At 63.7% G+C, this 20,073-nt stretch carries 17 protein-coding genes; 8 read left to right on the top strand and 9 right to left on the bottom strand.

Going from position 1 to position 20,073, the window contains the following annotated elements; translation table 11 throughout:
* Positions 1-109 precede the first annotated feature (109 nt).
* Entirely contained in the window at positions 110-976 is an 867-nt protein-coding gene (gene pdxY / locus KSS94_RS26885) for a pyridoxal kinase PdxY (protein WP_217841031.1), read from the top strand.
* A 24-nt stretch (positions 977-1,000) separates the two neighbouring features.
* On the opposite strand, the gene KSS94_RS26880 is transcribed toward pdxY, so the two are convergent.
* A complete protein-coding gene (locus KSS94_RS26880) occupies positions 1,001-1,486 on the bottom strand; it encodes an acyl-CoA thioesterase (protein ID WP_217841030.1) in 486 nt (161 codons plus the stop codon).
* Positions 1,487-1,811: 325 nt separating this feature from the next.
* On the opposite strand from KSS94_RS26880, the gene KSS94_RS26875 reads away from it, so the two are divergent.
* Positions 1,812-3,572 (top strand): cation:proton antiporter, encoded by a 1,761-nt coding sequence (locus KSS94_RS26875; RefSeq protein WP_217841029.1) that lies wholly within the window; start codon positions 1,812-1,814, stop codon positions 3,570-3,572.
* Positions 3,573-3,810: 238 nt separating this feature from the next.
* Here the strand turns inward: KSS94_RS26875 and KSS94_RS26870 are convergent, their stop codons facing one another.
* The 3 genes from KSS94_RS26870 to uvrD form a co-directional block, all read right to left on the bottom strand.
* On the bottom strand, positions 3,811-4,218 hold the full coding sequence (locus KSS94_RS26870; protein WP_217841028.1) for an SMI1/KNR4 family protein: 408 nt from the start codon (positions 4,216-4,218) through the stop codon (positions 3,811-3,813).
* Positions 4,219-4,333: 115 nt separating this feature from the next.
* The gene (locus tag KSS94_RS26865) at positions 4,334-5,182 is read right to left on the bottom strand and encodes a Tim44 domain-containing protein (protein ID WP_217841027.1); all 849 of its coding nucleotides are present in this window, start codon (positions 5,180-5,182) and stop codon (positions 4,334-4,336) included.
* Positions 5,183-5,416: 234 nt separating this feature from the next.
* The gene (gene uvrD, locus KSS94_RS26860) at positions 5,417-7,600 is read right to left on the bottom strand and encodes a DNA helicase II (RefSeq protein WP_217841026.1); all 2,184 of its coding nucleotides are present in this window, start codon (positions 7,598-7,600) and stop codon (positions 5,417-5,419) included.
* Positions 7,601-7,840: 240 nt separating this feature from the next.
* Here uvrD and KSS94_RS26855 point away from each other — a divergent pair, with 240 nt between their 5' ends.
* Positions 7,841-10,717, top strand: a complete 2,877-nt coding sequence (locus KSS94_RS26855; RefSeq protein ID WP_217841025.1) for a putative bifunctional diguanylate cyclase/phosphodiesterase — start codon at positions 7,841-7,843, stop codon at positions 10,715-10,717.
* Between the two features lie 21 nt (positions 10,718-10,738).
* Here KSS94_RS26855 and KSS94_RS26850 read toward each other — a convergent pair whose 3' ends face one another.
* Positions 10,739-11,056 carry a hypothetical protein gene (locus KSS94_RS26850; RefSeq protein ID WP_217841024.1) on the bottom strand — a complete coding sequence of 106 codons (318 nt, stop codon included), beginning with the start codon at positions 11,054-11,056 and terminating at the stop codon, positions 10,739-10,741.
* A gap of 88 nt (positions 11,057-11,144) precedes the next feature.
* Positions 11,145-12,587 (bottom strand): glucose-6-phosphate dehydrogenase, encoded by a 1,443-nt coding sequence (gene zwf, locus KSS94_RS26845; RefSeq protein ID WP_217841023.1) that lies wholly within the window; start codon positions 12,585-12,587, stop codon positions 11,145-11,147.
* Positions 12,588-12,690: 103 nt separating this feature from the next.
* Between zwf and hexR the strand changes: the two genes are divergently transcribed.
* On the top strand, positions 12,691-13,557 hold the full coding sequence (gene hexR / locus KSS94_RS26840; protein ID WP_217841022.1) for a transcriptional regulator HexR: 867 nt from the start codon (positions 12,691-12,693) through the stop codon (positions 13,555-13,557).
* 190 nt (positions 13,558-13,747) lie between these two features.
* On the top strand, positions 13,748-13,966 hold the full coding sequence (locus KSS94_RS26835) for a PA3496 family putative envelope integrity protein (RefSeq protein ID WP_217841021.1): 219 nt from the start codon (positions 13,748-13,750) through the stop codon (positions 13,964-13,966).
* Here KSS94_RS26835 and KSS94_RS26830 read toward each other — a convergent pair.
* Positions 13,908-14,870: a LysR family transcriptional regulator gene (locus KSS94_RS26830; RefSeq protein WP_302471817.1), complete on the bottom strand. Its 963-nt coding sequence runs from the start codon at positions 14,868-14,870 to the stop codon at positions 13,908-13,910. The genes KSS94_RS26835 and KSS94_RS26830 overlap by 59 nt on opposite strands.
* Before the next feature lie 189 nt (positions 14,871-15,059).
* Here KSS94_RS26830 and KSS94_RS26825 point away from each other — a divergent pair, with 189 nt between their 5' ends.
* The 3 genes from KSS94_RS26825 (at position 15,060) to KSS94_RS26815 (ending at position 18,856) form a co-directional block, all read left to right on the top strand.
* A complete protein-coding gene (locus KSS94_RS26825; RefSeq protein ID WP_217841020.1) occupies positions 15,060-16,475 on the top strand; it encodes an acetyl-CoA carboxylase biotin carboxylase subunit in 1,416 nt (471 codons plus the stop codon).
* 11 nt (positions 16,476-16,486) lie between these two features.
* Entirely contained in the window at positions 16,487-18,295 is a 1,809-nt protein-coding gene (gene oadA, locus KSS94_RS26820; RefSeq protein WP_217841019.1) for a sodium-extruding oxaloacetate decarboxylase subunit alpha, read from the top strand.
* 282 nt (positions 18,296-18,577) lie between these two features.
* On the top strand, positions 18,578-18,856 hold the full coding sequence (locus KSS94_RS26815) for a helix-turn-helix domain-containing protein (RefSeq protein WP_217841018.1): 279 nt from the start codon (positions 18,578-18,580) through the stop codon (positions 18,854-18,856).
* 90 nt (positions 18,857-18,946) lie between these two features.
* Here KSS94_RS26815 and KSS94_RS26810 read toward each other — a convergent pair whose 3' ends face one another.
* Together KSS94_RS26810 and KSS94_RS26805 are read right to left on the bottom strand one after the other, a co-directional pair.
* Positions 18,947-19,621: a GNAT family N-acetyltransferase gene (locus KSS94_RS26810; protein WP_217841017.1), complete on the bottom strand. Its 675-nt coding sequence runs from the start codon at positions 19,619-19,621 to the stop codon at positions 18,947-18,949.
* A 5-nt stretch (positions 19,622-19,626) separates the two neighbouring features.
* Complete coding sequence (locus tag KSS94_RS26805) at positions 19,627-20,073, bottom strand: GNAT family N-acetyltransferase (protein ID WP_217841016.1); 447 nt, start codon at positions 20,071-20,073, stop codon at positions 19,627-19,629.

The raw sequence follows: 20,073 nt of genomic DNA, 5'->3' as shown, positions 1-20,073 counted from the left end.
TCCAGACAGGTCGATCCAGCTTAACTGCGTCTCTGGCCTGTCGTACAGATGGCATTCGGGTTCATACTGCGCGCCGCACATTCGTTCAATGGTTTCGGAATCTTCCTGCATGAAACGCACGCCGCACCTGCTCGCCATCCAGTCCCACGTCGTCTTCGGGCACGCCGGCAACAGTGCCGCGGTGTTTCCCATGCAACGGGTGGGGGTGAACGTCTGGCCGCTCAATACCGTGCAGTTCTCCAACCACACTCAGTATGGACAGTGGGCAGGCGAAGTGCTTGCTCCGGCGCAAATTCCTGCGTTGGTGGAAGGCATTTCCACTATCGGTGAACTGGGCCACTGCGACGCGGTGCTTTCGGGCTACCTGGGCAGCGCCGAGCAGGGCCGGGCGATCCTCGCCGGTGTGGCGCGCATCAAGGCCGCCAACCCGCGGGCGCTGTACCTGTGCGACCCGGTGATGGGGCATGCCGAGAAGGGCTGCATCGTGCCAGCCGAGGTGGGCGAGTTCCTGCTTGACGAAGCGGCGGCGCGGGCCGACATCCTCTGCCCCAACCAACTGGAGCTGGACAGCTTCTGCGGGCGTCGCGCGCAGTCGCTTGAAGACTGTGTGGCCATGGCCCGTAGCCTACTGGAGCGCGGGCCGAAGGTGGTGCTGGTCAAGCACCTGAACTACCCCGGTCGCGGCGACGACACCTTCGAGATGCTGCTGGCGACTGCCGAGGGCAGCTGGCACCTGCGCCGGCCACTACTGGCCTTCCCGCGCCAGCCGGTGGGGGTGGGCGACCTGACCTCGGGGCTGTTCCTGGCCCGTGTGCTGTTGGGGGACAGCTGGGTGCAGGCGTTCGAGTTCACGGCAGCTGCGGTGCATGAGGTGCTGCTGGAAACCCAGGCCAGCGCCAGCTACGAGCTGCAGCTGGTGCGGGCCCAGGACCGCATCGCCCACCCGCGGGTGCGTTTCGAGGCGCAGCGTTTGTAACCCCTGTAGGATCAGAAGCCGGCTTCAGATCGAATCGGTCTTGAGGTTCTGGTAGCGCTCTTCCAGCTCCTGGCGGATCTGCCGGCGCTGTTGGCCTTGCAGGAAGCGGCGCTTCTCCTCGCTGCTGTGCGGCTGGCGCGGCGGTACCGGCACCGGGCGGCGGTTGTCGTCCACGGCCACCATGGTGAAGAAGCAACTGTTGGAATGGCGTACCGAGCGCTCACGGATGTTTTCGGTCACCACCTTGATGCCCACCTCCATCGACGTGTTGCCGGTGTAGTTGACCGAGGCCAGGAAGGTCACCAGCTCACCCACGTGCACCGGCTCGCGGAAGATCACCTGGTCTACCGACAGGGTCACGCAGTAGCTGCCGGCATAGCGGCTGGCGCAGGCATAGGCGACTTCGTCGAGGTATTTGAGCAGCGTGCCGCCGTGTACGTTGCCAGAGAAGTTGGCCATGTCCGGTGTCATCAGGACGGTCATCGACAACTGGGCGTTTCCAGGTTCCATAGTGAGCTCACGGTTTGGTTGCGCTGAAACGGGGCGGGTATCTGCTGACACTTCTGTTCCCCTCTTTGAGGTTTCCCATCCTGGTACGGGACGTCGCCTGACGCTCCATCGTCACGCCGATTCTGCCATCGGCGGCGCTGGCGTTGCCGATCTGTTTCCATATATTGCACGGACGATGTGCGGCAAGGCGCGATGTTAACCTGACAGCGCCCATGCAACGTGGGCTTTTCCACCTATCACTACAGTATGTGCCTGCTTCGGTTGTCAGCGTTTTCTGGCAGAGGAGCGGTTCGCCCCGTGCATCGAGACAAGGAGTAATCACGCCATGCATGCCATCAGCTTCATCCAGGATCTGGCCGTGATCATGCTGGTTGCCGGTGTGGTGACCATCCTCTTTCATCGTCTCAAGCAGCCCGTGGTGCTGGGCTACATCGTCGCCGGCTTCATCATCGGCCCGCACACCCCGCCGTTCGGCCTGATCCACGATGAAGACACCATCAAGACCCTGGCTGAGCTTGGGGTGATCTTCCTGATGTTCTGCCTGGGCCTGGAGTTCAGCCTGCGCAAGCTGTTCAAGGTGGGGGCCACGGCGTTCATTGCGGCATTCCTGGAAATCGTCCTGATGATCTGGATCGGTTTCGAGATAGGCCGCTGGTTCGGCTGGAACACCATGGACTCGCTGTTCCTCGGCGCCATCCTGGCCATCAGCTCGACCACCATCATCGTCAAGGCGCTCAACGACCTGAAGATGAAGAACGAGCGCTTCGCGCAACTGATTTTCGGTGTGCTGATCGTCGAGGACATTCTTGGCATCGGCATCATCGCCCTGCTGTCAGGCATTGCGGTCAGCGGTACGGTGAGTTCGGGCGAGGTGTTCTCCACCGTGGGCAAGCTGTCGCTGTTCATGATCGTCGCGCTGGTCGTCGGCATCTTGCTGGTGCCGCGGCTGTTGGCCTACGTGGCCAAGTTCGAAAGCAACGAGATGCTGCTGATCACCGTGCTGGGGCTGTGCTTCGGCTTCTGCCTGCTGGTGGTCAAGCTTGAGTACAGCATGGTGCTGGGGGCCTTCCTGATCGGCGCGATCATGGCCGAATCGCGCCAGTTGCTGAAGATCGAGCGCCTGATCGAGCCGGTTCGCGACCTGTTCAGCGCGATCTTCTTCGTCGCCATCGGCTTGATGATCGACCCCAGCATCCTGGTCGAATACGCCTGGCCGATCGTGGTCATCACCTTGGCCGTGGTGCTGGGCAAGATGCTCTCCTGCGGCCTGGGCGCGTTCATTGCCGGCAACGACGGGCGCACCTCGCTGCGGGTGGGCATGGGGCTTTCGCAGATCGGCGAGTTCTCGTTCATCATCGCCGCGCTGGGCATGACCCTGCAGGTGACCAGCGATTTCCTCTACCCGGTGGCCGTGGCGGTATCGGCCATCACCACGCTGCTGACGCCCTACCTGATCCGCGCCGCCGACCCGCTGTCGATCAAGCTCGGCAAGGTAGTGCCCAGCCGCCTGTCGCGGGTGCTGTCGCTGTATGGCGAATGGCTGCGCAACATCCAGCCCCAGGGTGAGGGGGCGATGCTGGCGGCGATGATCCGGCGCATCCTGTTGCAGGTGGGAGTAAACCTGGCGTTAGTGATCGCGATCTTCTTCAGCGGTGGTTATTTTGCCGGGCGCATCGGTGAATGGCTCAGTGAGTGGGTGGCCGATGCTGGCCAGCAGAAGGCGTTGATCTGGGGCGCGGCATTGCTGCTGTCGCTACCTTTCCTGATTGCCGCATACCGCAAGCTCAAGGCGCTGTCGATGCTGCTGGCCGAGATGGGGGTCAAACCGGAGATGGCTGGGCGGCATACCCAGCGTGTACGGCGGGTGATCGCCGAGGTGATCCCGCTGCTGTCGCTGCTGGTGATCTTCCTGCTGCTGTCGGCGTTGTCGGCCAGCATCCTGCCCACCAGCGAACTGCTGCTGGTGATCGTGGTAGTGGCGGCAGTGGTGGTGGCGTTGCTTTGGCGCTGGCTGATCCGCGTGCATACCCGCATGCAGGTGGCGCTGTTGGAGACGCTGGAAAACAGCCGCGATCATTCGCACTGAAGGGGACGCCTTCTGCGCAAGATTTCACCGTCGTCCGAGGGGATGGAGCGGTAGCGATGTCGCCAGGCGCAGAAAGCTTGGCGATTTTAAGCACTTTAATGGCATAGGGCCATGGTTTTTTCCTGCGCCCGATTCCCTGTGTAGGAGCCGGCTTGCCGGCGATCTGGCCGGGCCTGTTGATAGAGCGCATGGCCCTATCGCCGGCAAGCCGGCTCCTACAGGGGGGACGTGGCCTGTATCAGCTTTCCAGCCAAACGTCCCGCACCCAGTGCCACACCGATTCCCAGCTTTCTTCGGTGACGATCTCTTCCTCGCCGGACCACAGCACCACGGTGCCGTCTTCTTCGACGCAGTAGTAGTCGTCGCCGTCCTGGCAGAGCGGGATCAGGTCGCGTGGCACGCCGGCATCCCAGGCGTTGGCCGCCACGTCCGGCAGGTAGGTGTGCAGTTGCGGGTCGGTGACGGTCACCGGCTCCAGCGAGCCGTAGGTCACGTCGCTGACGGTGAGCAGGTACTCCTTGAACACAAATGGAATGTTGATGAACAGCTGTTCCTCGATCTCCACCAACTGATCTTCATCGGGAAGCTCCAGCGGTACCGGTACCGGCTCGTTTGCTTCACGGAGTTGCTCGATCACTTCTTCCACGGTTCACATCCTCTAGCCTTGATGACAACGCTGCGCGTTATACCCTAGTAGCCGACTGTGGCAAAAGCAAAAACCCCGGGCCAGGGCCCGGGGTTTTGTCTGCAGCGTGGGGTTATCAGTCGTTTTGACGGATACCGGCCACCAGCCAAGGCTGGTTCTCGCCCTGGGCGCGAACCATGTGCCAGCTTTCGCTGAAGGCTTCGCCCTGGTCGAAGCGCGAGGTCTTCGACACGCCACGGAAGGTCAGGGTGGCGTCGGTGTGGTTGGCGCGATCTTCCACGCCGTCCAGCTGTACGTCGAGGTTGTCGATGTAGGTGGACTGGAAGCCATCGCCCAGCTCGGCGCGTTCGCGCTTGAGGAACTCGAGCATTTGCGGGGTGACGAACTCGGAGATCTTGTCCATCTCGTTGGCGTCCCAGTGCTGCTGCAAGGTCTGGAAGTGCGAACGGGCGGCTGCCAGGAAGCTGGCTTCGTTGAACCAGGCCGGTGCATTGACCGTTGGCGAAGGTGCAGCAGCGGCGGAGCCACCGAAGATCGACTGTGGGGCAGCCTGCGGCTGGGCTTCACGCTGGTACGGGGCGTGGCCGGCGGCAGCGTGCTGCGGCTGCTGTTGGCGACGGCGCGCGGCGATGAAGCGGAACACCAGGAAGGCGATCAGGCCCATGATCAGGAAGTCGAGGATCTGCATGCCCTGGAAGCCGTCGCCCATGAACATGGAGGCCAGCAGGCCACCGGCGGCGATGCCGGCCAGCGGGCCCAGCCAGCGCGAAGCACCGCCAGCGGCGGCCGGGGCGCGGCCTGGTGCGGTCGGGGCAGCAGCAGGGGTAGTCGGGGATGCCTGGCGAGTCTGGTGCATAGGCGCGGCGCCCGAGCTCTTGCCGCCACCGAAGCGCTTGGCGTTGGCGTCGAGGCTCAGCGTCAGGCCGACGCAGAGCGCCAGAGCGATGCTAAGAAAACGTTGCATAAGTTGGGGGTTCCCATTTTGTGGATTGCACGCGCGTCATGGTGCACATGAAGCAGCAGACATGACCAGCGACAAGATGTTTCGAGCTTTTGCCTGATTAATTAAGGAAAAGCCACTTGTACGCCTGTAGGAGCGGCCTCGTGTCGCGAAAGGGCTGCGTAGCAACCCCGGCGATTTTGCAGGATGCTGATAGTTTGGGGCCGCTACGCGCCCCTTCGCGACACGAGGCCGCTCCTACAAGGCCTCAAGCTTGGCGTAGCCAAGCATCAGCCACTTGCTGCCTTCGTCGAAGTTAACCTGCACTCGGGCCTGGGCGCCGGAGCCTTCGAAGTTGAGGATCACACCCTCGCCGAACACCGCATGCTGCACGCGCTGGCCAAGGTTGAAGGCGGTCTGCGGAATGTTGGCGTTGGCGAACAGGCTGCTGGCCGGCGCCTTGGCGCCGCCGAACGGGCGGCTGACGGTGTTCGACAGGCGCACTTCCTGTACCAGCCCGGCCGGGATCTCCCGTACGAAGCGCGACACCTTGTTGTAGGTTTCACTGCCGTACAGCCGGCGGGTCTCGGCGTAGGTCATGATCAGCTGGCGCATGGCACGGGTGATGCCGACGTAGGCCAGGCGGCGTTCCTCTTCAAGGCGGCCGGGTTCTTCCAGGCTCATCTTGTGCGGGAACAGCCCTTCCTCCATGCCCACCAGGAACACGTAGGGGAACTCCAGGCCCTTGGCGCTGTGCAGGGTCATCAGCTGGATGCTGTCTTCGTGCTCGTCGGCCTGGGTGTCGCCGGCCTCGAGCGAGGCGTGGCCGAGGAACGCCGACAGCGGAGACAGGTCGGCGTCTTCTTCGCTGGTTTCGAAGTTGCGCGCGGCGCTGACCAGTTCCTCAAGGTTTTCTACCCGGGCCTGGCCTTTTTCGCCCTTTTCTTCCTGGTGGTAGATGATCAGCCCGGACTGCTCGATGACCGTCTGGGTCATCAGGTGCAGCGGCATGTCGGCGACCTTGCTGGCGAGGTTCTCGATCAGCTCGATGAACGCACCCAGGGCGCTGGCGGCGCGGCCCTTGAGGGCCTTGGCAGCCAGTAGCTGGCACATGGCCTGCCACATCGACAGCTGCGCGTGGCGGGCGTGGTCGCGGATGGCTTCGACGGTTTTTTCGCCGATGCCGCGTGGCGGCACGTTGATCACCCGCTCCAGTGCAGCGTCGTTGCCACGGCCTTCGAGCAGGCGCAGGTAAGCCATGGCGTTCTTGATTTCGGCGCGCTCGAAGAAGCGCTGGCCGCCATAGATGCGGTACGGGATGCGTTCGCGCAGCAGCGCTTCTTCAAGCACCCGCGACTGGGCGTTGGAGCGGTACAGGATGGCGATTTCGTTGCGCGCATTGCCCTGCTTGACCAGGCTTTCGATGGTCTCGACCACGTAGCGCGCTTCGTCGTGCTCGTTGTAGGCGGCATACAGCGTCAGCGGCTCGCCTTCGCCCATGTCGGTCCACAGCTCCTTGCCCAGGCGCCCGCTGTTGTTGGCGATCAAGGCGTTGGCGGCCTTGAGGATGCCGCCGGTGGAGCGGTAGTTCTGCTCCAGGCGAATCATCTCGGCGTCGGGGAAGTCTGCCGTGTACTGGTGGATGTTCTCGATCTTGGCGCCGCGCCAGCCGTAGATCGACTGGTCGTCGTCGCCCACCGCCATCAGGCTGCGCCCGCCGGCACCGAGCAGGCGCAACCAGGCGTACTGCACGGCGTTGGTGTCCTGGAACTCGTCCACCAGAATGTGCTGGAAGCGGCGCTGGTAGTGCTCCAGCAAACCGGGCTGGTCGCGCCACAGGTCGAGGGCACGCAGCAGCAGTTCGGAGAAGTCGATGACCCCGGCGCGCTCGCAGGCTTGCTCGTAGTTGGCGTAGATGTCGCGCATGGTGCCCAGGAACAGGTCGCCGCCGGCCTGGATATGGCGCGGGCGCAGGCCTTCGTCCTTCTGCCCGTTGATGAACCACTGGGCCTGGCGGGCCGGCCATTTTTGCTCATCTAGGCCCATTTCGCGCATGACCCGCTTGATCAGGCGCTGCTGGTCGTCGCTGTCGAGGATCTGGAAGTTCTGCACCAGCCCGGCTTCCTGCCAGTGCGCGCGCAGCAGGCGGTGGGCCAGGCCGTGGAAGGTGCCCACCCACATGCCGGCCGGGTTGATACCCAGCAGTTGCTCGATACGCTGGCGCATTTCGGCGGCGGCTTTGTTGGTAAAGGTCACCGACAGGATCGAGTGCGGCGAGGCCCCTTCAACCTGGATCAGCCAGGCGATGCGGTGCACCAGCACGCGGGTCTTGCCGGAGCCGGCGCCGGCCAGCACCAGTTGGCGCCCCAGCGTGGCCGCTACGGCCTGGCGTTGGGCGTCGTTGAGGGAGTTCAGCAGGAGGGAGAGGTCATCGGTATGCATCCGCGCATTCTAGGGCCGCGCGGGGGGCAGGGGCAAACGCCTGCCGTGCAAATCACCAGCGGGCATCTTGACCGTTCATCGGCAAGCACGGCGTTGCCGCGTGGTTGAGCGGTCGCAGTACGACGCACAAGACATTTTCGAAATCATGACGCAGAGCAGTTTGGTCCGGGGCGACGCTTGTGTATTCTCCCAGCACATTTGCGGTCAGCCATAACAAGAACACAACAAGAAACCAGCCATATGACCCAGGAATGCAGGGCGATCGGAGCATCGCCGCAGGCGTTACGCAACGTTCGCAGGCAATTTGCCACGGAGCTGTCGATCGAGCGCACCCGCCTGCTTTATCAGGGCTCGCTGCTGCCCACATTGTTCATGCTGCTCAACGGCTTGCTCTGCGCCTGGCTGTTGTGGAGCCCTGCGCGCTATTTGCTGGTGAGTGTGTGGATGGTCTGGCTGCTGGCGCTGGTGGCGTTGCGGGTGATCCAGGTGGCGGCGTTCGAGGCCGCTACCCCGGTGCGCCAGGCCATGCCCAGCTGGCGGCGCATGTTCCTGTTCGGGTCGGGGTTCAGCGGGCTGACCTTGGCCAGCGCGGCAATTGCCCTGGTGCCTGTGGATAACTTCGTGCAGCAGGCCTGGGTGTTCGGCTTGCTGGGGGCGGCGGCGCTGTCGGCCAGTGTCGCCTATGCGGTCAGCCTGCCGGCCTTCCTGAGCTTCGCCTTGCCCTGCCTGCTGCCGCCGACCCTGTTTCTGTTCGTCTACGACGCCGGCCAGCAGCGTGGCTGGGGCTGGCTTGGGCTGATCCTGCTGGGGGCGCTGATGGTGGTGGCCTGGCAGGTCAACCGCCTGATCGAGCGCGGCCTGCTGCGGCGCTTCCAGAACCAGGCACTGATCGAGCACCTGCAAACTGCCCAGCGCCACGGCGAAGACCTCAACCACCAGCTCAGTGGCGAAGTGCGCCAGCGCCGCCAGGCCGAAGAAGAGCTGCGCAAGGCCCATGCCGGGCTCGAACAGCGCGTGGCCCAGCGCAGCCACGAGCTGGACCTGGCCAACCAGGCCCTGAGCAAGAGCGAACAGCGCCTGGCCCTGGCCCTGGAAGCCAGTGAGCTGGGGCTGTGGGACTGGAACCTGGCCAGCGACGAAGTCCACCACACCCAACTTCACGCGCTGTTCGGCCTGGATGCCGAGCAGGTCCGCTCGGTGCGTGGCGACCTCAAGCCACGCCTGCACCCCGACGACCTGCCGTTGCTGCGCCGCACCCTGGTCGAGCACCTCAAGGGCCGTACCGAGGACTACCGGGTGGAATACCGGGTGCGCCATGCCCAGGGCCACTGGTGCTGGATCGAGGACCGCGGCCGGGCCGTGGAGCGCGACGCCGGGGGCAAGGTGCTGCGCATGCTCGGCACCCGCCGCGACATCACCGCGCGCAAGCTGCAGGAAGAGCAGCAGCGACTGGCCGCCACGGTGTTCGAGGCCGCAAGCGAAGGCATTGCCATTCTGGATGCCGACTATGAGCTGCTGGCGGTCAACCAGACTTTCTGCGATGTCACCGGCTACGGCCGCGCCGAACTGATCGGGCGCAATGCCCTGGAGCTTTCGTGCAGCCGCGACGCCCGCCGCCACAGCCAGTCCATCGACCAGGCCCTGGAGCAGCAGGGCCGCTGGCAGGGCGAGCTGGTCGAGGCGCGCAAGAACGGTGAGCTGTACCCGCAGTGGCTGCAGTTGAACAGCGTGCGTGACGCCCGTGGCCGCATCGCCAGCATTGTCGGCTTCTATACCGACCTGTCGGCACGCCGCGAGTCGGAAGAGCGCTTGCGCTACCTGGCCCATTACGACGACCTCACCGGGCTGGCCAACCGCGCGCTGTTCCGCCTGCGCCTGCATGAAGGCGCCCAGCGCATGCGCCTGAACGGGCGCAGCCTGGCGCTGCTGCATGTCGACCTGGACCGCTTCAAGCTGCTCAACGAAAGCCTTGGCCACGAACTGGCCGACCAGTTGCTGAAAAAAATGGCCCAGCGCATCGCCAACGCCGTGCCCGAGGCCGACACTGTGGCACGGCTGTCGGGGGATGAGTTCGCCATCCTGTTCGACGGCTACACCAACCTGTCCAGCCTGGTGCGGGTCACCACGCGCCTGCTCGACAAGCTGCGGGTGCCGCAGCGTCTTGGTCGCCACGAAGTGGTGATCAGCGCCTCGGTGGGTATCAGCCTGCTGGCCGACGGCAACTTCGACCTGAACGCGCTGGTCAGCCAGGCCGACATGGCCAAGCAGCACGCCAAGCACCTGGGCGGCGACAACTTCCAGTTCTACACCGAGAGCCTGCGCGCCAGCACCCTGGAGCGGTTGCAGCTGGAGAACCAACTGCGCAAGGCCATCGACGAGGGGCAGTTGCTGGTCTACTACCAGCCCAAGCTGTGCCTGCGCACCGGCCAACTGCATGCCGCCGAGGCGCTGGTGCGCTGGCAACACCCGGAGCTTGGCATGGTGCCGCCGGGGGAGTTCATTGGGCTGGCGGAAGAGACCGGGCTGATCGCGCCCATGGGCGAGTTCGTGTTGCGTCAGGCGTGCTGGCAGGCTTGCCAGTGGCGGCGCCAGGGGCTGGAGATTCGCGTGTCGGTCAATCTGTCGGTGTACCAGTTGCGCCAAGGCAAGCTGGTCAGCTTGGTGCGCCAGGTGTTGGGGGAGTCCGGCCTGCCGGCGCACCTGCTGGAGCTGGAGCTGACCGAGAGCCAGTTGCTCGACAGCGTCGAGCACATCATCGCCACCTTCGAGCAGTTGCATGCGTTGGGGGTGAAGCTGGCCATCGACGATTTCGGTACCGGTTATTCGTCGCTCAGCTACCTCAAGCGCTTCCCGGTGGACTACGTGAAGATCGACCAGGCGTTCATCCGTGGCCTGCTCGAGGGTAGCCAGGACGCGGCGATCACCCGGGCGATCATCGCCATGGCCAAGAGCCTGCGCCTGCAGGTGGTGGCCGAAGGTGTGGAAACCCCGGAGCAGCTGGCGTTTCTGCGTGAGCACGGCTGCGACGAGGTGCAGGGCTACCTGATCAGCCGGCCGGTAGCCCCTACCGCATTTGAGGCCTTGTTGCAGCGGCCACCGAACTACCTGAACGGCTGAGCAACCGCCGCTGCAGGCCGGTCAGTGGGTGTCGATTATGTCGGTGATGCTGGTGATCAGCTCACGGTCGTGGATGATCTCCACTTTCGGGATATTGCTGTGATCGCCCGGCATCTGGAACGCCACCACTTTTTCGGTTAGCACCTGCGGGTAGATGCCGTCCTGCTCTTGCAGCTTGAGTTCCAGCCTGAGGTTGAAAGACCGGTCCTGCAGGCCGGGCATGCTCAGTACCGGTTCGATGCCCGGGTGGGCAACGCACACCGTGCCGTATACGCGAAAACAGGCGTTGCCCGGCATCTTGTCGTTCTGGGCGACCCAGCCTTTGGTTTCGATGGTCATGTTGAAAGTCTCCTGAGTGCGACGCTAAATGCGCCGCTACAGGGGCCAGCTTCAGGTTTTGTCGCAACCCAAGGCAGCATGAAACCTTTCAGCCATGCCACTTTCTACCCTGGTGGGCGAGCAGGCTGTTGGCCTGTTCGGGCCCGTTGCTGCCGGCGGGGTACGGGCGCGGCGCCTGGAAGTGCTCCTCCCAGCCCTGCACGATCGGGTCGATCCAGGCCCAGGCCGCCTCGACCTCGTCGCGGCGCATGAACAGGGTCGAGTCACCCTCCAGCACATCCAGCAACAGACGTTCGTAGGCCTCCCAGCGGCGGGTCTGGGCGAATGCCTGGGCCAGGTTCAGGTCAAGCTCCACGGGGGCCAGGCGCATGCCCTTGCCGGGGCTCTTGGTCATCATGCGCAGGCTGATGTGCTCGTCCGGCTGCAGCTGGATCAGCAGTTGGTTGACCTGGCCGCCGTTGAACAGCTCATGGGGCACCGGCCTGAACTGGATGACGATCTGCGAGGTGCGCCGCGCCATGCGCTTGCCGGTGCGCAGGTAGAACGGCACGCCGGCCCAGCGCCAGTTGTCGATGTGCGCCTGCACGGCGACGAAGGTCTCGGTGTCGCTGTCGTTGTCGACGTCTTTTTCGAAGTAGTAGGCCGGCACTTCCTGACCGCCGATCTTGCCTGCGTGGTACTGGCCGCGCACGGTCTTGTCCTGCACGTCCTGGCCGGTGATCGGCTTGAGCGCCCGCAATATCTTGACCTTTTCATCACGCACCGCCTCGGCCTCGAACTGCGCCGGCGGCTCCATGGCCACCAGGCACAGCAGCTGCAGCAGGTGGTTCTGCAGCATGTCGCGGGTGGCGCCGGCGCGGTCGTAGTAGCCGCCGCGGTTCTCCACGCCCAGGGTTTCACAGACACTGATCTGTACGTGGTCGACCTGGCTGTTGCGCCATACCGGTTCGAGCAAAGCGTTGGCAAAGCGCAAGGCCATGAGGTTCTGCACGGTTTCCTTGCCCAGGTAATGGTCGATGCGAAACACCTGGGGCTCATCGAACACCGCGCCGATCGCCTCGTTGATGGCGGTGGCCGACTCCAGCGAATGGCCGATGGGCTTTTCAAGCACGATACGCGCCTCGCTATCGACCAGCCCGGCGATGCGCAGGTGGTTGGCGATGGGCACGAAAAGAGTGGGCGCGGTGGCCAGGTAGTAGATACGCGTCAGCCCTCCAGGCTCGCCCAGATAGCGCGCCAGGCGGCCGAAATCGCCACTTTGCGAGGCGTCCATGGGGAAGTAGTCGAGCCGCGCCGAAAAGCGTTGCCACACTTCTTCGTCGAAGTCCTGGCGGGCGATCTGCGCCCGGCAGTGGCGTTCGGCAAGCTTGACGTAGTCGTTGCGCGGCAACGGCCGGCGGGCCAGGGAAATGATCCGCACGGCGTTGTGCAGGCGGTCCTCGCGATACAGGTGGTACAGCGCCGGCAGCAGCTTGTGCAGGGCCAGGTCGCCCGTGCCGCCGAAGACCAGAATGTCGCAAGGAATAGTCAAACCACCACTCTCCACGTTCGTTTAACTGGGCGGGTTGGCAAGCATGTAGTATAACTACAAGAAAGCTACATCCCGGCCAGCCGATCATAACCGAGTCCAGCCTGTGAATCTGTTGCAACATATCGCCCAATCGCGCCACCTGCTGCGCAAATCGGAATTGAAAGTAGCCGACCATGTGCTGCTGGACCCGGCTGCGGTCATGCACAGTTCCATGGCGGACCTTGCGCATAACGTCGGTATCAGCGAGCCGACCATCGTGCGTTTTTGCCGGGCGATCGGCTGTTCTGGCTTTCAGGACCTCAAGCTCAAGCTGGCGCAGAGCCTGGCCGCAGGCGCCAGCTTTGGCCAGTTCGCCATCCATGAAGACGACTCGGTAGCCGACTACAGCCTGAAGATCTTCGACACCACCCTGCACACCCTGATGGAGGTGCGCGAGCACCTCGACCCGTTGGCCTTGCAGCAGGCGGTGAGCGCCATGTCCCAGGCGCAGCGCGTGGAGTTCTACGGCTTTGGTGCCTCGGGTGCGGTAGCGGCTGATGCCCAGCACAAGTTCTTCCGCCTGCTGCTCAGCGCGGCGGCGTACTCCGACCCGCACATGCAGGCCATGTCGGCGGTCACCTTGAAGCCTGGCGATGTGGCGGTGTGCATTTCGCAGTCGGGGCGCTCCAAAGACCTGCTGATCACCGCCAACCTGGTGCGTGAGAGCGGCGCCAACCTGATCACCCTGTGCCCCAGCCAAACCCCGCTGGCGGAGCTGTCGACGGTGAACCTGGCCATCGACGTGCACGAAGACACCGAAATCTACACCCCGCTGACCTCGCGTATCGCCCACCTGGTGGTGATCGACGTGCTGGCCATGGGCGTGGCCATGGCTCGCGGGCCGAGCCTGGTCAACCACTTGAAGAGCGTGAAGCGCAGCTTGCGCAGCCTGCGTTTGTCGCCCAAGTCGATCAAGGCTACCGACGACTGATCTGCAGCGCCTGTTCGGGCCCTATCGCCGGCAAGCCGGCTCCTACAAAGATCACCTGTAGGAGCCGGCTTGCCGGCGATAGGGCCCGAACAGGCGGCGAAATTTCACCAATCTGTCACCATTCCACCGCCAAATCGTAAACCGCCGCAGCCAACCTGAAACTCCCCGCATCCTATCTGGGAGACAGGCAATGGCTCACGATCACGACGGTTCGTACCAACCCAACGCCAAGGCTCGCAAGCAGCAGGAAAAGGACCAGCGCCGCATGGAGTTCCGCCGCGCCATCGAAAGCTACTGCGACCAGCGCCAGCTGCTGCGTGAAATCGCCGACTACCCCGACCTGCAAGCGGTCACGGTGTGGCAGGTGTCGGCGGCAATTTCCCCGAGAAACGCTCCCCAAGCCCGCTGATCTGCGCACGTTCGCCGCGGATGAACGCCTGGAAGGCCAAGGCCACCGGTGACTGGCGCTTGCTCCTGGACTGCACCAGGCACCAGCTGCGGTACAGCGGCAGCTCCTCCACCGGCAGCTCTTTGAGCACACCGGTGGCCAGCTCCAGGTTGACCGCGTGGCGGGTCAGCAGGGCGATGCCAAGGCCCGCCACCACGCACTCGCGCTGCGAGTCGGTGGAGGCCACCTCCAGCGTCTGGGTGAAGTGCACGCGCTTCTCCTTGAAGAACTCCTCGCAGGCCTTGCGCGTGCCCGAACCCTGCTCGCGTACCAGCAGCGTATGAGGTTCCAGGTCTTGCAGGCGCAACTTATCGAGCTTGCACAGCGGGTGGTTGGGCGGCGCCACGGCGACGATCGGGTTGTTCAGAAACGGCAAGAACTCCAGGCCCATGTCCTGGGGCACCATCGACATCACCGTGAGGTCGTCGCGGTTGTCGGAAAGGCGCCGGATCGCCTGGGCGCGGTTGACCACGGTGAGGGTGAGGTTGACCTCCGGGTGACGCTGCTTGAAGGCGGCGAACAGGTGTGGCACGAAGTACTTGGCGCTGGACTCGATCGCCAGTTTCAGCTGCCCCTGCAGTGAGCCCTGCATGTCTGAAAGCTGCATGTCGAGGTTCTCCAGGCGCCCGAAGATATCCCGGCTGGCGCGCTGCAGCGCTTCGGCGGCTTCGGTCAGGTAGAGCTTCTTGCCGACGTACTCGAACAGCGGCTGCCCCACCAGCTCCTCGAGCTGGCGGATCTGTAGACTTACGGCGGGTTGCGTTAGCGCCATTTCTTCGGCCGCCCGGCTGTAAGAGCGCAAATCGCACACCTCGTTGAACACCTGCAATTGACGCAAAGTCATACGCATCAATGACTTACGCATTTTTATCCCGCCGTCGGCAATACCTTGTTACTCAACTATAAGCTTTTGCTTATGCAGCCTCTAACAAATATTGATTTTTGTTTATCGACCTTCAGCGCTAGGGTGATTGTGCGACTGGCCAGCAACGTCTGGTCACGCGCCGACCGGTAGAACCGGATCGTCTGTTCCTACGGCTTTGGGAAGAATCCAGTGATAAAAAAAATCCTGATCGCCAACCGGGGTGAAATCGCAGTCCGCATCGTGCGGGCCTGCGCCGAGATGGGCATTCGCTCTGTTGCGATCTATTCCGACGCCGACCGGCACGCCTTGCACGTCAAGCGCGCCGACGAGGCCTACAGCATCGGTGCCGAGCCCCTGGCCGGCTACCTGAACCCGCGCAAGCTGGTGAACCTTGCTGTGGAAACCGGCTGTGACGCCCTGCACCCGGGTTACGGTTTCCTGTCGGAAAACGCTGAACTGGCAGATATCTGCGCCGAGCGCGGGATCAAGTTCATCGGCCCGGCCGCCGACGTGATTCGCCGCATGGGCGACAAGACCGAGGCCCGCCGCACCATGATCGCGGCCGGTGTACCGGTTACCCCCGGCACCGAAGGCAACGTTGCCGATATTCACGAAGCCCTGAGCGAGGGCGAGCGCATCGGTTACCCGGTGATGCTCAAGGCCACCTCCGGTGGTGGCGGGCGTGGCATTCGCCGCTGCAACAGCCGTGAAGAACTGGAACAGAACTTCCCCCGGGTCATCTCCGAAGCCACCAAGGCCTTTGGTTCGGCCGAAGTGTTCCTGGAAAAGTGCATCGTCAACCCCAAGCATATCGAGGCGCAGATCCTCGGTGACAGCTTCGGCAACGTGGTGCACCTGTTCGAGCGCGACTGCTCGATCCAGCGCCGTAACCAGAAGCTCATCGAGATTGCCCCAAGCCCGCAGCTGACCCCCGAGCAGCGCGCCTACATCGGCGACCTGGCCGTGCGCGCAGCCAAGGCCGTGGACTACGAGAACGCCGGTACCGTGGAGTTTCTGCTCGCCGATGGCGAGGTGTACTTCATGGAGATGAACACCCGGGTGCAGGTGGAACACACCATCACCGAAGAGATCACCGGCATCGATATCGTTCGCGAGCAGATCCGCATCGCTTCGGGGCTGCCGCTGTCGATCAAGCAGGAAGACATCCAGCACCGCGGCTTCGCCTTGCAGTTCCGGATCAACGCCGAAGACCCGAAAAACAACTTCCTGCCCAGTTTCGGCAAGATCACCCGTTACTACGCCCCGGGCGGCCCGGGCGTGCGCACCGACACGGCGATCTACACCGGCTACACCATTCCACCGTTCTACGACTCCATGTGCCTGAAACTGGTGGTCTGGGCGCTGACCTGGGAAGAAGCCATGGACCGCGGCCTGCGGGCCCTGGACGACATGCGCGTGCAGGGGGTGAAGACCACCGCCGCGTACTACCAGGAAATCCTGCGCAATCCGGAATTCCGTAGCGGCCAGTTCAACACCAGCTTCGTCGAAAGCCACCCCGAACTGACCAACTACTCGATCAAGCGCAAACCCGAAGAGCTGGCCCTGGCCATCGCCGCCGCCATCGCCGCCCACGCAGGCCTGTGAGGAACCGAATAATGTCCAAGAAAATCTTTGTTACCGACACGATCCTGCGCGACGCCCACCAGTCCCTGCTGGCTACCCGCATGCGCACCGAAGACATGCTGCCGATCTGCGACAAGCTCGACCAGGTTGGTTACTGGTCGCTGGAAGTCTGGGGCGGCGCCACCTTCGACGCCTGCGTGCGCTTCTTGAAGGAAGACCCGTGGGAGCGCCTGCGCAAGCTGCGCAACGCCCTGCCCAACACCCGCCTGCAGATGCTCCTGCGCGGCCAGAACCTGCTGGGCTACCGCCACTACAGCGACGACGTGGTCAAGGCCTTCGTCGCCAAGGCTGCGGTCAACGGTATCGATGTGTTCCGCATCTTCGATGCCATGAACGACGTGCGTAACCTGCGCGTGGCCATCGAAGCGGTGAAAGCCGCCGGCAAGCATGCCCAGGGCACCATCGCCTACACCGTGAGCCCCGTGCACACCATCGACGCCTTCGTCGCCCAGGCCAAGCAGATGGAAGCCATGGGCTGCGACTCCATCGCGATCAAGGACATGGCCGGCCTGCTGACCCCGTTCGCCACCGGCGAGCTGGTGCGGGCGCTGAAGGCCGAGCAGTCGCTGCCGGTGTTCATCCACTCCCACGACACCGCCGGCCTGGCTGCCATGTGCCAGCTCAAGGCCGTTGAGAACGGTGCCGACCATATCGACACCGCCATCTCCAGCTTTGCCTGGGGCACCAGCCACCCGGGCACCGAGTCGATGGTCGCCGCGCTCAAGGGCAGCGAGTTCGACACCGGCCTGGACCTGCAACTGCTGCAGGAGATCGGCCTGTACTTCTACGCCGTGCGCAAGAAGTACCATCAGTTCGAGAGCGAGTTCACCGCCGTGGATACCCGCGTGCAGGTCAACCAGGTACCGGGCGGGATGATTTCCAACCTGGCCAACCAGCTCAAGGAGCAGGGCGCGCTCAGCCGCATGAACGAAGTGCTGGCGGAGATCCCGCGGGTGCGTGAGGACCTCGGCTTCCCGCCGCTGGTGACCCCGACCTCGCAGATCGTCGGCACCCAGGCGTTCTTCAACGTGCTGGCCGGCGAGCGCTACAAGACCATCACCAACGAGGTGAAGCTGTACCTGCAAGGCGGCTACGGCAAGGCCCCGGGCGTGGTCAACGAGCAACTGCGCCGCCAGGCCATCGGCAGCGAAGAGGTGATCGACGTGCGCCCGGCCGACCTGCTCAAGCCGGAAATGGCCAAGCTGCGTGCCGACATCGGCGCCCTGGCGCGCAGTGAGGAAGACGTGCTGACCTTCGCCATGTTCCCGGACATCGGGCGCAAGTTCCTCGAAGAGCGTGAAGCCGGCACCCTGGCCCCCGAAACCCTGTTGCCGATCCCGGAAGCCGGCGCCGTGGCCTCGGCCGGCGGCGAAGGCGTACCGACCGAATTCGTCATCGACGTGCACGGCGAAACCTACCGCGTCGACATCACCGGCGTAGGCGTCAAGGCCGAGGGCAAGCGCCACTTCTACCTGTCCATCGACGGCATGCCGGAAGAAGTGGTGTTCGAGCCGCTCAACGAGTTCGTCGGCGGCGGCAGCAGCAAGCGCAAGCAAGCCAGCGCGCCGGGCCACGTCAGCACCACCATGCCGGGCAACATCGTCGATGTGCTGGTCAAGGAAGGCGATGTGGTCAAGGCCGGCCAGGCGGTGCTGATCACCGAAGCCATGAAGATGGAGACCGAGGTTCAGGCGGCCATCGCCGGCAAGGTCGTGGCCATCCACGTGGCCAAGGGCGACCGGGTCACTCCGGGCGAGATCCTGATCGAGATCGAGGGCTGATCAACAAGCCCTCATCTGCAAGCGGTTAACCTCTGGGGAGCGAATGCTCCCCTTTTTTTGCTCGGTGAATATGCACTATTTTGCAGAAATGAAGCTTCTAGCTGGCGTTATCTGCATTTAAATACATAATCCTGTTGGGTTTATAGGAAAATCTGCACTATGCTGCAGAATTAAAAGCGTTGCCGACCCATAACGTGCAGTAAATTGCAGATTGACTATGTACCGACTCACACTTCAGATCCACAACGAGGGAAGGTGACGCATGGCCGAGTGGGGGTTCGCATGACGGAGTCCATCGCTGCCCGCGGCTTGTTGATCGACAGCGTGCGTGAAGGCATTGCCGATGGCAGCCTGGAGTTGGGTGCTGCGGTCAGGCGGCTGCGTACGGAGGTTGCGAAGATGCAGCAGACCCAGTTCGCGCAGATGTGCAAGATTTCGGTGCGTACCCTGATCCAGATCGAACAGGGTGAGGGCAACCCTACACTGAAGTCGCTGAACGCCGTGTTCAAGCCGTTCGGTTTGCAGATGGGCCTGGTAAATCGCCCGCGCAAAATTCGATGAGGCCCCTGTAGGAGCCGGCTTGCCGGCGATCACCCGCGTAGCGGGTGGCATGCGTCGGGTTTGAGGGCCTCATCGCCGGCAAGCCGGCTCCTACAGAGGTTTGCGACAGGCTTCCAGGGTTTGTAGCTGGCCTTGGGGCTGTTGGTTCTCATCACTCAGCCAGCGCTCGAACCCCGCCGCCACCGCCGGCCACTCGCCATCGGTGATCGAATACCAGGCGGTATCCCGGTTACGGTCCTTCACCACCATGTGCTGACGGAACACCCCTTCGAAGGCGAAACCGAAGCGTTCGGCGGCGCGCTTGGAGCGGGCGTTGGCGTCGTTGCACTTCCACTCGAGGCGGCGGTTGCCCAGCTCGAAGCCCAGCTTGCCCAGCAGGTACACCGCCTCGGTGCCTTTCGGGGTGCGCTGCATGGTCGCGCCAAAGGCGATGTGGCCGATTTCGAAGCGGCCCTGCTCGGGCACGATCGACATGTAGCTGAGAATGCCCTGCACCTGGCCGCTGGCGCGGTCGATGACGCTGTAGAACAGCGGGTCGCGCCCGGCCGCGTTGCCTTCGAGCCAGCGCTCGAAGCTTGCGCGCTCGCTGAACGGGCCATAGGGCAGGTAGTCCCACAGCAGCGGGTCGCAGCCCCGGCCTTGCAACACCTCCCAGAGGTCGTCGCCGTGGCGCGCCGGGTCGAGTTTTTCCAGGCGGATGAAACGCCCGTCGAGGGGCTCGGCATTGGGCGTGCCGGCCGGCTTCCAGTTCAATGCGTCAGTCATGTGGCCTACAACCCTTTGCGAAATTGAATGAAGCCCGGGCGCTCGGCAACCTGCTCGTACAGGCTGATGGCGGTGGCGTTGGTCTCGTGGGTCAGCCAGTGCACCTTGATGCAGCCGTCAGTCTTGGCGGTGGCGTACACGTGCTCGATCAACTGGCGGCCGATGCCGTGGCCGCGTACCTCGCTGTCCACATAAAGGTCCTGCAGGTAGCAGGAACTCTCGATGCTCCAGTTGGAACGATGGTAGATGAAGTTGACCATGCCCACCGCCTTGCCATCGACCCAGGCCAGAGTCGAGTGGGTGGGCTCGTTCGGGTCGAGCAGGCGTTGCCAGGTGCTGAGGCTGACGGCCTCGGCCAGTTCGGTCTGGTAGAAGCGCAGGTAGGCCTGCCACAGGGCCAGCCAGGCGGCGTGGTCTTGGGCGTTGACGGGGCGCAGGGTGATGGTGGGCAT

Source organism: Pseudomonas fakonensis, from assembly GCF_019139895.1.
Taxonomy (GTDB): Bacteria; Pseudomonadota; Gammaproteobacteria; order Pseudomonadales; family Pseudomonadaceae; genus Aquipseudomonas; species Aquipseudomonas fakonensis.
This window is presented reverse-complemented; position numbering and strand designations above follow the sequence as displayed.